We start from the raw sequence: 12,984 nt of genomic DNA on the forward strand, positions 1-12,984 counted from the left end.
GTACATTGTATAGTTATCCTTATATAATAATAAAAGTGAGGTATTTTGAATTGAAAAAGAAAAAGCTATTTGTAGGAACAATTATTTCATGTGTAGTACTGGCATTATCTGCATGTGGTTCCTCAGACAACGTAGTAACATCAAAAGTAGGAAATGTTACAGAGAAAGAGTTAAGTAAAGAATTAAGACAAAAATATGGGGAAAGTACTTTATACCAAATGGTGTTAAGTAAGGCATTGCTAGATAAATATAAAGTTTCAGATGAGGAAGCAAAAAAACAAGTAGAAGAAGCAAAAGATAAAATGGGCGACAACTTCAAATCGACTTTAGAGCAAGTTGGATTGAAGAACGAAGATGAATTAAAAGAAAAAATGAAGCCAGAAATTGCATTTGAGAAAGCGATTAAAGCGACTGTTACAGAAAAAGATGTAAAAGAAAACTATAAACCAGAAATGAAAGTAAGTCACATTTTAGTGAAAGATGAAAAGACTGCTAAAGAAGTGAAAGAGAAAGTAAATAATGGTGAAGATTTTGCAGCTTTAGCGAAGCAATATTCGGAGGATACTGGTTCAAAAGAACAAGGCGGAGAAATAACTGGTTTTGCTCCAGGGCAAACGGTGAAAGAATTTGAGGAAGCTGCATATAAATTAGATGCAGGACAAGTAAGTGAGCCGGTAAAAACAACTTACGGGTACCATATTATTAAAGTGACAGATAAAAAAGAATTGAAACCATTTGATGAAGTAAAAGATCAAATTCGTAAAGATATAGAACAGCAAAGACTACAAGATACGACAGGTAAATGGAAACAACAAGTAGTCAATGATTTATTGAAAGATGCTGATATTAAGGTGAATGATAAAGACTTTAAAAATACATTTGAATTTCTAGAAAAGAAATAATGATTGTAATTAGAAAAGGGAACCTATATAGGTTCCCTTTTCTAATTAGTGTGTGAGTTATAAATAGATAGTAAGACAATATAATATTACATTTAAATATTAAGAATTACAATGGGGATTTATGTAATTAATTTAAGTTGGAATGATTAATGCTTCAAAGAATGTTGATATTATAATGTTCCTTTTGTTTAATGTCATTAAATATAAAGTAAATTTAACAATTTCCTCCCACTATTTGTAGGCTAATTATTAGTCGAGAATGAACAAAATCCTAATTGATTTAAATTTTATTTTATTGAAGTGGATAAGCATAATTTGCAGAATGAAACATACAATATTATTGGAAAATATTGATGCGAAATGAAGTGAAAAGCAGAGCATTCTACTAAAAAAGGATGTTCTTTTTTAGTATGAAATTTTTAGGATAAAAAAAGAATACTTTAAACAAATGATTTAATAGATCAATATATTATGTAGGAGGAGAAAATATGAAAGTAATTTTTCAAAGAGAAGGTGGAGGGAAGGTTTTTGAATCATATGATGAAGATATAAGTAACTTATTAGCTATTTTAAAGGAAACGAAAGGGATTAAAATTGGGATGGTTGAGTATGAAGTATTAAAATACGAATTAGAGTATTTTCGCAATCCAAAAAAAGCAGAAACAGAGAGGGAGTTACATATAATAGTACAACCAAAATATATTTAATAATTAGGACCAATTATTAATAGTTTTATACAGTATGTACGAAAAGAGAGTGTTTACATTGCTCTCTTTTCATGGAAATTCATAAGGAACGAATTGTAGTCGGTTATAAATTCCCTAAATTTTGTGAGTTCGTTCTTTATAATATATGCTTTCATTTATAGTTGGTTAATAAACTTGAAAAATTAAAACTTTTTCGTTTAGGCAGGGATTTTATATTTGAGTAGATAAATGTTCATATGAAGTATTTTGTATACGAAAATTGGAGGAGTAAAAATGAGTTTAGCAAGTTATATAGGTTGCAATGTAGAAATTCCGTTAACGGATCCAGATTCTAATGATGTAATTGTCTTTGGATCGTGTTTTTCAGATGAAAGTATGCTTGAAATTATACAAGAGTTTCAATTCCAAACAAGTTACACGTATGAAGTTTCAACGAGTTGGGGCATTGAACTTAATGAGTGGCAAACTGAAAAGGAGAAGAAAGAAGCTAAAAAAAAGCTATTAGCTTTATGTTCGATTATGGATGGATATTTAAAAGAAGGTGACTATTTTGAATTATTCAGTTGTTGGGTTGGTGATGAAGATAAGGAACGAGTAGGGGAATTTAAATTAAAAATAAATCATTTTAAAATTGATGAAATTTTGATTCCAGAAAGAACACTTGTCAGGATAGAAAAATAAATATAGAAATATACGTTATTAGAAAAAAGCGACTTCATTTTGTATGAAGTCGCTTTTTTTAGTAAATATGTTAACTGTCTATTAAATAGGAAGTGAAAAACTCATTTGATGAAGAAGAAAATCAATGATGGATAAATGTATAAGAAAATGATTTGAATTATATTTTGTTAAAAATATAATTATATCTCTTCTCAAAAGAATGTATGTTCGTGTATAATTAGAACGAGTGTTCTTTTGAATGCAGATAATATATGAATTAGAAATAAAGTGAAACATTAATCAGTAAGGTGCTTATCGTCTATTGATTATTAGCTTTCATCAATTCGACGTCTACGGGCGATTGATTTTCGACTTATATACATCACATATGAGGATTTTAAGGTGGGTGCTTTACTACTTGTTAATGCTTGGGAAATATGAGCCTATCATTATGAAAAAATAATTGAGTAACAATATATGTGAAATAAAATGGATAAATGATCAAGGAGATAAAGAAATGAATGATGTAAAGGTGCAGAAAGCAGAAAGAGAATGGGTTCCATTTACAGTAATGTCGGAACAGTTATTAAGTACGCGAAAGATTGTTGGAGAGAAGTTTAAAGTACAAAAGCCGCTTTTAACAAAAGATGCAAAAGAGAGAATTTCTGATAAATTATTAACGTCATTATTGTCTGAGAAAGAAATATTGGTGACATATTTTGAAGATGGCTACATACTTACAAGTTATATGACAGTTGTGCATATAAACCCGCTAAAGCGCATTGTAATATGTACGGACGCATTTTATAAAACTTACGTATTTAATACTACAGATATTATTGAAATAACGTAAAGGAAGCTGAAATTTAAATTTTAGCTTTTTATTTTTGTTAGATGAGGAACAGAAAAAATGAAACGAAAAAGCAGCTAGCTTCATACTAGCTGCTAAGCCCCAGGGAAAGGGAGAAAAAGATAGGGTACTCCAAAAATCAATAATAGCTGTGTAACAGCCTGATTATAGTATAGACAAATTTAACATTCCTAAACAGTACGATGAAAAAATAGGACTACGCTGTACCTACTTGGTTTTGATCTGCAAGGTCAGAATCAAACGTATTAGTCGCACTCACACCATTAAAAGTATTAACAACAAACCCAACGTTTGAAGCACCAGATCCATTATAAGCCTTAGTATTTTCTTTCGGAGAAACGTTGTAGAAATCGCCTAAATTAAATGAACCGTTACTATTTTGTACAACTAAATTCCCTACAACTGAGGGCATAGTTTTCACCCGCTTTACAATCATTTGTTAATACTACTATATGGCCTTATAGTCCAAATGGTTCATGTAACAAAAATTGTGGAATAGTAAAACGTTTGAAGTGTAGCTTAATCCTACAATAAAAGTATGTTAAAATTAATGTAAGGTCGATTAATTTTAAAAAACAATTGTATAATTAATATATACGAAATCAAAGGAGGCAAAATGTAATGAATAATGTTATAAAAAAAGTAGATTTAACAGATGCAAAATCAAGTAATCTTGTTGCACTTATTTATAGCAATGAAGTTATATTGGTTGAAGAAGCATTTTGTCCAAATGAAATAAAATTAAAGTTTAATGAAATTGCAATTTTATCGGCTATTAAAACAGCACATATAATGAAAGTATCCATCAGAAAAGAACTGGAAGCAATTTTTCATGACACTGGTGTTTTATTTGTGAAGCATAGTATTGATTATGGCAATAGTCAATCTATCACTATGCATTTTGAACAATTCAAAAAGTTGCAAAATGAGATTGAGAATTTAAACAAAAGTAGATAATCTAGGTGTAGCTTATAAGTATCGGTGTAAGAAATGCGGGGAAAAGAAGCTGAAATATAAAAGCAATAACGAAATAAATAATGATGTTTTTGATATATAAGCATGAGTAACTGTTACGGTTACTCTTTTTGTTTACATAAAAACTCCTACTAAAGAATGAAATGAGTTGATACTTTAGTAAATGGCCGAATGAAAAGGAAGAGTGTAAAATGTTGTAAAGGAGGAGAGATATTTGAAGCGAAACGAAATTGGGAAAATTGTAATGATTACAGGAGTGACGCAAGGGTTAGGTCGTGCAATGGTTGATCGATTTCATGAATTGGGATGGACTATATATGGCTGTGGGCGTTCAAAAGATAAAATTGAAGAATTGAAAAAATATTACGGTAATATACATGATTTTCAAATAATTGATGTTTCAGACTTCCAGCAAGTAAGTAGTTGGGCAAATTATATATTGCATAGACATAGAGCACCTGATTTATTAATAAATAATGCATCGATTGTTAATAAAAATGCGCCACTGTGGAAAGTAACAGCTCAAGAATTCGAAAATGTAATGAATGTAAACGTAAATGGTGTAGTAAATGTAATTAGGGCATTTGTCCCAGCGATGGTAGCTAGGAAAGAAGGAATGATTATTAATATGAGTTCTAGTTGGGGCCGGGAGGGAGAAGCTGAGCTGGCGCCATATTGTGCCTCAAAGTTTGCAATTGAAGGTATCACGAAATCTATGGCACTTGAGTTACCAACTGGTATGGCTGTTGTTGCTTTAGATCCAGGTGGGAGCATTAGCACTCCAATGCTGTATTCATGTGCATCACAGTATGTAAATGAATCACCCACACCTGAAATGTGGTCACGTAATGCGATTAAATATATATTAAATATAACAATAGATAAAAATGGATCTTCATTGACATGCCCAGAATGTATGTAAATATACATTGAATTAGCATATTTTCAGTGATACACACTTTGTATAAAAAGTACCTTAAAGGTGCTTTTTTGTATTTTTAACACATTATAGAATGCACAAAATTACATGTGGAAAATAAATATGAGAAAGAGGATGTCATTTATGTATTTCGAAAGCGATAGAAAATTTCTAAATAGGTGATAAGAATGAATCCAAGCGGTTTAAAAGTGACGGGAGCATGGTATCAAGTAGGTGGAAATCTTACGGCGGCTATTGGGGCGACAAGAGGATTTATTGGAGAAGAGAAAGTTGAATCAGATCTTGTAATTGTAGGAAGCTCGTTACAAGCCCTCGGGTATATATTACAAATTATAGCGAGTAATGATACCGAAGAGGAAGGCGAAAAAGAAAATCAAAATATATGTTTGGAGAATAAAAGTGAAATGCTCGATAAAATGGGCATTGAGTTATTAGCGTTAGGGAATATATCCAATGTAATAGGAACATATTTTAATATAAATGAACAATTGAAAGAGAATGATTATCTCATTATTGTCGGGAACAGTTTACAATCGATAGGAGCTTTTTTAGGAGTCGAAGCAGCTTTGCTTCAAATGAAAGCGATACAAAGAATTATAATACTAGGCAATTCTTTGCAAAGTTTAGGTGCTGGACTTCAAGCGTATCAAGGTATTATTAATGTATCAAAGAACGAAATAGAACATGAAGACAGTATGGTTGATAAGAAGAATGAGAAGATAATAGCACTCATTGGTATTTGGATACAAGCGATAGGAACTGCTATTTCTGCGATTGGATTAACTATCATAGAGAAAGAAGAAAGATTAGAAAAAAGTAAAAGTATGAAATTATTCATGTAAAGGAGGTATGTAAAATTTCAATTTTACATAAGTAGAAAAGTTGAAATAGTAGGTTTTTTTGCATTGGAATAGAATATATAACAGTAGAACAGTTATTAGATGAAATACAAAGATAATTGGTTTTATTAGTGTATGAAGAGAGATAAAAAATACAAAACAAGGAGTTTTCAAGAGATGATGTATTTATTGGCAATTCTTCTTCCACCTGTAGCCGTATTATTTTGCGGCAAACCATTTCAAGCGATAATTAACTTCATATTAACATTAATATTTTGGGTTCCAGGAGTTATACATGCGATACTAGTTGTACATGATAAAAAAGCAGATCGGCGTTTGAAAAAACAAATTCGAGCATATGGTGAAATGAATAAGAGGGATAGACGCTAGCTGAGTCGGGAAATAATTTCAAAAGAAAGGGGGACTACCGCCTTTCTTTTTTTCATTCTGTTCAAGTTTAAATTTTAGTATAGCGGTAAGAATTTTTAATATAAGTATTGTGATAATTAGTTTTAGATTGTGCGCTTAATAAACCGGTGTAAATGTTTTCAGGCACGTTAAAGAAATCATACATTCCAATCTTTAATTGAATGCGTAAAATCATAGACAAAGGATTATAGCCAACAGCAACTATACTTTTTGAACTCACGGGAGATAGCTTCATCATTACGCAACTCCTTACTTCTCATTTTTAATAATTTCTTGTAGATATTGGGGTTCTGGTGTTGAAATCCATATAATTAAAGAGGTATTATACTTATATGCAATATATTAAATGTTCGTTATACGTAATTATAAGGAAGTTCACACGAAGTACATATCGTTGTGCTATTTTTATTTCACCTTTGATTTATAAATAAGAAAATATTGACCATTTGAAAAAAAGGTATATTATTTATACGAGGTATGAAAAATTCACTTTTTACATTCTATGCTTAAAGGGGCAGCATTATTAGGAAAAATAGAAGTGAAAATAGTTTGTATAAGAAGTATTCTAAAATTTATAATCTGTGAATTAGGAAAATATTGAATGCTCCAGGTCAATATACTTTCTTAATTAAATTCAGTTTAGAAAGTGACCTCAATATTTTTAAGTAAATCAACGGGAGAATTGAAAGGCAGGAGAAAGTAACATGTCAGAAAATTATCGTTCTCGAGAGGAACGACGACAAGTTAAAAAGAAAAATCAGCCAGCTTCTAAAAAACAAAAACCAAAAGGTAAAACATCATTTTTTCGTAAGTTTTTAATTACTTGTTTATTACTTGGTATTGTTGGTTTAGTGGCGGGGGTTGCTACCTTCTTCGTAATGATTAAGGACGCACCAAAACTTGAGAAAGCAAAACTTGTTAATCCGTTATCCTCAAAAATTTATGATAAAAATGGCGATTTGGTATATGAATACGGGAAAGAGAAACGGACGAATGTTACGTATGATCAAATACCTAAATTAGTAGAAAATGCATTTTTAGCAACAGAGGATGCACGCTTTTATGAGCATAGTGGAGTAGACTTTAAAGGTACTGCCCGTGCTGTGTTAGTGAGTCTTAAAGGAGATTACGGCTCACAAGGTGGAAGTACAATAACACAACAGGTTATTAAAAACTACTTCTTATCGATGGAAAAAACATCAAAACGTAAAGTTCAAGAAGTATATTTAGCGTATAAGCTAGAACAACAGTATTCAAAACATGAAATTTTAGAAATGTATTTAAATAAAATTAATTTAGGAAACCGTTCATATGGAATCGCAACTGCGGCACAAAACTACTATGGTAAAGAATTAAAAGAGTTAACATTACCAGAAGTTGCGATGCTTGCAGGTTTGCCGAAAGCACCTAATAACTACGATCCAACAAAAACGGAAAATATTCAAAGGGCAACAGAAAGAAGAAATGTTGTACTAGGATTAATGAATCGACATGGCTATATTACGAAGGCAGAAATGGAAGAAGCTTCGAAAGTTGAAGTGACAAAGGGACTTAAGACAGCAACGGAACTTCAAGCAATGCCACATACTGCATTTATGGATGCAGTAGTGAAAGAAGTAGAAAAGGAAATACCAGATGTCAATATTGGATCAGATGGTTTAGAGATCTATACAACATTAGACCCGAAAGCACAGGAATTTGCGGATAAGATTTTAAATGAAAATATTATTAATTATCCAAATGATAAATTCCAAGGTGCTTTCACATTTATGGATACGAAAACAGGTGAAGTTCGTGCTATAGGTAGTGGGCGTGGTGAAAATAAAGCAGTATTTAAAGGTCATAATATGGCAATTGATTTAGACCGTGCAGCTGGTTCAACTATGAAGCCAATCTTTGATTACGGCCCTGCTATTGAATACTTAAAATGGGCTACGTATCATCAAATTGATGATTCTCCATTTAAATATTCAACTGGACAAGAACTTCGAAATGCGGATAGAAGTCATTTAGGTCCAATTACTATGCGTGAAGCATTAAAAATGTCACGTAACGTTCCAGCAGTTAAAACTGCAAAAGAAGTAGGACTGAATAAATCAAAGGAATTCTCTGAGAAATTAGGTATTACATTTAATAAACCGCCGGCAGAATCTACAGCTATTGGTACAAATGAAGTATCACCAACTGAAATGGCGGGTGCTTATGCGACATTTGGTAATGGTGGAAAGTATGCAAAACCGCATTTTGTTAAGAAAGTAGTTTATCCAGACGGCAAGTCACAAAGTTTTGAGCAAAAACCAAAACAAGTTATAGCTGACTCTACAGCATATATGATTACTGATATGCTTCGTTCAGTAGTGACATCAGGTACTGGTACAGCGGCAAATATAAGTTCTTTAGATGTAGCTGGAAAAACAGGTACAACAAACTATGCTTCAAAACAATTAGCTCAATATAACATTCCAGAAAGTGCTACTCGTGATAGTTGGTTTGCAGGTTATACGCCGCAATATACGATGGCAGTATGGACTGGGTATATGAAAGATGGTAAAGACGAGTATATTAGTAGTAAAAATACGAAAATTGCACAGTTGATCTTTAAAGAAATGATGAGCGAGATGGCTACAGATAAATCAAGATTTAAAATGCCAAGTAGTGTAATTCAAGAAGGTAGTGAGCTGCGTATAAAAGGGGAAAAACGTGATTCTTCTCCAAATACGAGCGTACCGGATACAACGGAACAACCTAAACAAGATCAACAGCAAAAAACTGAAGAAGAGAAAAAGCAAGAAGAATTAAAGAAACAAGAAGAGCTTAAAAAACAAGAAGAACAAAAGCAACAAGAGGAACTGAAGAAGCAAGAAGAACAAAAGAAACTAGAAGAGCAAAAGAAACAAGAAGAACAAAAGAAACAAAATGAAGGAAATGGCCAAGGAAATACAACACCTCCAGCAAATAACGGAGGAGGCCAAGGAAATACAACACCTCCAGCAAATAATGGAGGAGGCCAAGGAAATACAACACCTCCAGCAAATAACGGAGGAGGCCAAGGAAATACGACACCTCCAGCAAATAATGGAGGAAGCCAAGGAAATACGACACCTCCAGCAAATAATGGGGGAGGTCAAGGGAATACAACTCCACCAGCGACCACACAACCAGATACTGGCGGGAATGCAGGAGAAGCTCCTGCTAATAATGGGCAATAAGAAGATTTTATAAAAAATTAAAAAGCACTTAAGATTTGTAAAAATTACATTCTTAAGTGCTTTTTTCGTTTAAATTAGAAAGTCAAAATATTCTTTAGCACTTTACTACAGAAATTTACTATAGTAAGCATTTTTAGGGGAGAAGGAATCAATAGTTGTTATGTAAAATCACTAAATAGTTTTCTCCTAGAGAGAGTTTTTTAATTGTTTCCATACTATTAGTTGACGAGTTTTATCAATTTAGCCAAGAATACTCCTTCCTTAAGGAGCGTGAAGGACGTAGCCCAGCGATTAGGTGGGAGATGAATTGGCTTCGAACAAGAGATGACAGGAAGTTATCTTAATTGTTCGACATATGTAAAGTGTTACCGGACAATTTGTCATAATCACTTCACTATCAAACGAATGTATGTTTGGTGTATAATAGACATATATCGAAATGGAGGTGAAACGAAGGATGATCAATAAAGCGTATAAATTTCGTATCTATCCAAATAAAGCACAAGCGATCCTGATCAATAAAACGATTGGTTGTTCTCGTTTTGTATTCAATCACTTCCTATCTCTATGGGATAATGCATACAAAGAAACAGGAAAAGGTTTGACATATGGTATATGCTCTGCCAAACTTCCTGCCATGAAGAAAGAGTTTGTTTGGCTAAAAGAAGTGGATAGTATTGCTATTCAGTCGTCTGTTCGCAACCTTGCGGATGCTTATACACGCTTTTTTAAAAAACAAAACAGTGCCCCGCGTTTCAAATCTAAAAAGAACAACGTACAATCTTATACCACAAAACAAACAAATGAAAACATTGCTGTTGTGGGAAACAAAATGAAATTGCCGAAACTAGGTCTTGTTCGATTTGCCAAAAGTCGTGAAGTAAAGGGACGTATTTTAAATGCTACGGTTAGACGGAACCCTTCTGGCAGATACTTTGTGTCATTGTTAGTTGAAACAGAAGTGCAAGAACTTCCGAAAACACATTCTTATATTGGAATAGATGTAGGGTTAAAAGATTTCGCCATTTTGTCAGATGGAACAACCTATAAAAATCCTAAATTTTTTCGCTCATTGGAAGAGAAGTTGGCAAAAGCACAGCGTGTTCTTTCTAGAAGAATGAAAGGATCTTCTCGCTGGAATAAACAACGAGTAAGGGTAGCTAGAATTCATGAATATATAGCTAATGCTAGAAAAGATTACTTGGACAAAATATCAACTGAAATCATCAAAAACCACGATGTTATCGGTATAGAAGATTTGCAAGTATCGAATATGTTAAAAAATCATAAGTTAGCAAAAGCGATTAGTGAAGTATCTTGGTCGCAATTTAGAACGTTGCTAGAATACAAGGCAAAATGGTATGGAAAACAAGTCATTCCGGTATCTAAAACATTTGCTTCAAGCCAATTATGTTCTTGTTGTGGGTATCAAAATAAAGACGTTAAGAATCTAAATCTTCGTGAATGGGATTGTCCTGCGTGCGATAGTCATCACGACAGAGATATTAACGCAAGTATCAATCTTAAAAATGAAGCTTTAAGGCTTCTAACCGTAGGAACTACGGGGATAGCCTAATGAATTAGAAGCCACTAGGCTTCTGTACTTAGGAATCTCCCACTTCAAACAGTCCGTAAGGACGTTAAGTGGTGAGTAGTTCAATAACAGTGTATTTATATTTATAGATTACATAAAAAGTCGAATTCCGGGTTACTAGGAATTCGACTTTTTGTATATTGAAAATAAATTGACATATTATTTTCGCTAAAATGATGCATTTAGATGTTAAAGGTACCGTAGAAATTTTGGAAGTAAATAGAAGGGAAATGATAAAAAACTTGAGCCTGAGGTAGTGGAGGATAACTTTGGCTATGGAAGGTGGTACTACTTGGATGTGTGCCATGATGCCAAAATGATGGGGTGACTTGACCGGGAATTTGATATTGTTGCCAAGTTGCGGGAAGTTCAATTCCTACATCGGAACTAGCCGTATGTACGGCTGGAACGTGTATTTCGGGGGTTGAAGGAACGACGACTGTTACTCTTGAAGATACCCACATAAAATAATCACTCCTAAGTTGTGATAATAAAGTAGTATATTCTTTTCACACATATAAAGGTACATATCGATAGGACTTTAGGCTAAGGTATACGTATTAAGTTGTAAGACCAATTGAAATGGGGAGTGGACCATTTATTATAAAAAGATACGTCTATTTACGGAGGGCAAAGGGATTAAGAAAATGTAAAATGGAGGTGTTAATTGCAAGAACATACGTATTTATGGAGGAATTTTAATGGAACGATTATGGACGAAATCATTTATTCAAATGACTTTCGCAATGTTATTTTTATTTACAGGATTTTATTTACTAGTTCCAACGCTACCTCTTTTTATTAAAGAGATAGGTGGCAATGAATCACAAGTTGGACTCATGATGGGAATGTTTACAATAGCAGCAGTTGTAATACGACCGATTATCGGAGGAATGTTAGATCAATATGGTAGAAGATCTTTTATTATTTTCGGACTCATCTTTTTTGGGATAACGATGTATTCTTATAATTTAGCGTCGACAATTGTCCTTTTAGCTGTTTTGCGGGTTATTCATGGGGTAACATGGGCTGTTTCTACAACAGCTGTTGGAACAGCGATAACTGATATTATTCCAGATTCACGCCGTGGTGAGGGGATGGGATGGTACGGGATGGCTATGACAATTGCAATGGCAATCGGCCCAATGATTGGATTATCGGTTGTGCAACACTATTCATTTCACGGCCTATTCTTGTTAGCAACTCTTTTATCCTTTATGGCAGTTCTATTATCGTTCATGACGAAAATGCCATTCACACCTCAAAAAGAAAAAGGGAAAATGCAGTTGTTTGAAAAATCGGTTCTATCCATTACGATTGTTGTTTTCTTTTTATCATTTGCATATGGAGGGATTACGACATTTCTACCGCTATTTGCATCGTCAATTGATGTGAATCCTGGGACATTCTTTCTTGTATATGCAGTTGCTTTAACAATTGTACGACCAATTTCAGGAAAACTATTAGATAAGTATGGTGAAGTATTTATCATACTCCCGGCACTATGCATTACTATTATCGCAATAGTTGTATTAACACTTTCAAATAGTTTAATGGGTGTAATTATCGCCGCTGTATTATACGGTGTTGGATTCGGTTCAGCACAGCCGGCATTGCAAGCAGCGATGATTACAATGGTTGATCCGAGTAAAAGAGGAGTTGCTAACGCTTCGTTCTTTACCGCATTTGATCTAGGGATTGGACTTGGTGCGATTTTACTTGGAGTTGTTTCGCAAATGTTTGGTTACCGTATTTTATTTGCAGGTAGTGCAATTTCAGGGTTACTTGCTTTAATTATTTTTGTTGTTTTTGTAAAACAGCGATTAGGTAAAAAAGAATTTGCGTAAACGGAAGTAAC

General features: G+C 33.2%; 14 protein-coding genes. 11 read left to right on the plus strand and 3 right to left on the minus strand.

Annotation, left to right across the window (positions count from 1 at the left end; translation table 11 throughout):
- The first annotated feature begins 50 nt into the window (after positions 1 to 50).
- The 4 genes from MHB74_RS11355 (at position 51) to MHB74_RS11370 (ending at position 3,122) form a co-directional block, all read left to right on the plus strand.
- Positions 51 to 902, plus strand: coding sequence for a peptidylprolyl isomerase PrsA (locus MHB74_RS11355; RefSeq protein ID WP_061679485.1), 852 nt, complete (start codon positions 51 to 53; stop codon positions 900 to 902).
- Positions 903 to 1,390: 488 nt separating this feature from the next.
- A complete protein-coding gene (locus MHB74_RS11360) occupies positions 1,391 to 1,609 on the plus strand; it encodes a hypothetical protein (RefSeq protein ID WP_061679484.1) in 219 nt (72 codons plus the stop codon).
- A gap of 273 nt (positions 1,610 to 1,882) precedes the next feature.
- The gene (locus MHB74_RS11365; RefSeq protein ID WP_061679483.1) at positions 1,883 to 2,290 is read left to right on the plus strand and encodes a hypothetical protein; all 408 of its coding nucleotides are present in this window, start codon (positions 1,883 to 1,885) and stop codon (positions 2,288 to 2,290) included.
- 496 nt (positions 2,291 to 2,786) lie between these two features.
- Complete coding sequence (locus MHB74_RS11370) at positions 2,787 to 3,122, plus strand: YolD-like family protein (protein ID WP_061679482.1); 336 nt, start codon at positions 2,787 to 2,789, stop codon at positions 3,120 to 3,122.
- A 214-nt stretch (positions 3,123 to 3,336) separates the two neighbouring features.
- Here MHB74_RS11370 and gerPF read toward each other — a convergent pair whose 3' ends face one another.
- A complete protein-coding gene (gerPF, locus tag MHB74_RS11375; protein ID WP_001141565.1) occupies positions 3,337 to 3,552 on the minus strand; it encodes a spore germination protein GerPF in 216 nt (71 codons plus the stop codon).
- A gap of 209 nt (positions 3,553 to 3,761) precedes the next feature.
- Between gerPF and MHB74_RS11380 the strand changes: the two genes are divergently transcribed.
- The 4 genes from MHB74_RS11380 (at position 3,762) to MHB74_RS11395 (ending at position 6,284) form a co-directional block, all read left to right on the plus strand.
- Positions 3,762 to 4,097 (plus strand): hypothetical protein, encoded by a 336-nt coding sequence (locus MHB74_RS11380; protein WP_061679481.1) that lies wholly within the window; start codon positions 3,762 to 3,764, stop codon positions 4,095 to 4,097.
- A 232-nt stretch (positions 4,098 to 4,329) separates the two neighbouring features.
- A complete protein-coding gene (locus MHB74_RS11385) occupies positions 4,330 to 5,037 on the plus strand; it encodes an SDR family oxidoreductase (RefSeq protein WP_061679480.1) in 708 nt (235 codons plus the stop codon).
- 185 nt (positions 5,038 to 5,222) lie between these two features.
- Positions 5,223 to 5,897 (plus strand): DUF6944 family repetitive protein, encoded by a 675-nt coding sequence (locus MHB74_RS11390; protein ID WP_061679479.1) that lies wholly within the window; start codon positions 5,223 to 5,225, stop codon positions 5,895 to 5,897.
- A 174-nt stretch (positions 5,898 to 6,071) separates the two neighbouring features.
- Positions 6,072 to 6,284 carry a YqaE/Pmp3 family membrane protein gene (locus MHB74_RS11395; RefSeq protein ID WP_000990225.1) on the plus strand — a complete coding sequence of 71 codons (213 nt, stop codon included), beginning with the start codon at positions 6,072 to 6,074 and terminating at the stop codon, positions 6,282 to 6,284.
- A gap of 67 nt (positions 6,285 to 6,351) precedes the next feature.
- On the opposite strand, the gene MHB74_RS11400 is transcribed toward MHB74_RS11395, so the two are convergent.
- Positions 6,352 to 6,561, minus strand: a complete 210-nt coding sequence (locus tag MHB74_RS11400) for a KTSC domain-containing protein (RefSeq protein WP_061679478.1) — start codon at positions 6,559 to 6,561, stop codon at positions 6,352 to 6,354.
- Between the two features lie 466 nt (positions 6,562 to 7,027).
- Here MHB74_RS11400 and MHB74_RS11405 point away from each other — a divergent pair, with 466 nt between their 5' ends.
- Together MHB74_RS11405 and tnpB are read left to right on the plus strand one after the other, a co-directional pair.
- Positions 7,028 to 9,532, plus strand: a complete 2,505-nt coding sequence (locus MHB74_RS11405; protein WP_061679477.1) for a PBP1A family penicillin-binding protein — start codon at positions 7,028 to 7,030, stop codon at positions 9,530 to 9,532.
- 457 nt (positions 9,533 to 9,989) lie between these two features.
- The gene (tnpB, locus tag MHB74_RS11410) at positions 9,990 to 11,108 is read left to right on the plus strand and encodes an IS200/IS605 family element RNA-guided endonuclease TnpB (protein ID WP_340844077.1); all 1,119 of its coding nucleotides are present in this window, start codon (positions 9,990 to 9,992) and stop codon (positions 11,106 to 11,108) included.
- A 200-nt stretch (positions 11,109 to 11,308) separates the two neighbouring features.
- Here tnpB and MHB74_RS11415 read toward each other — a convergent pair whose 3' ends face one another.
- Complete coding sequence (locus MHB74_RS11415) at positions 11,309 to 11,590, minus strand: hypothetical protein (RefSeq protein WP_061679125.1); 282 nt, start codon at positions 11,588 to 11,590, stop codon at positions 11,309 to 11,311.
- A 237-nt stretch (positions 11,591 to 11,827) separates the two neighbouring features.
- Here MHB74_RS11415 and MHB74_RS11420 point away from each other — a divergent pair, with 237 nt between their 5' ends.
- Positions 11,828 to 12,973 carry an MFS transporter gene (locus tag MHB74_RS11420; protein WP_061679126.1) on the plus strand — a complete coding sequence of 382 codons (1,146 nt, stop codon included), beginning with the start codon at positions 11,828 to 11,830 and terminating at the stop codon, positions 12,971 to 12,973.
- Positions 12,974 to 12,984 lie beyond the last annotated feature (11 nt).

This window comes from Bacillus sp. FSL K6-0069 (assembly GCF_038007785.1).
GTDB lineage: Bacteria > Bacillota > Bacilli > Bacillales > Bacillaceae_G > Bacillus_A > Bacillus_A mobilis.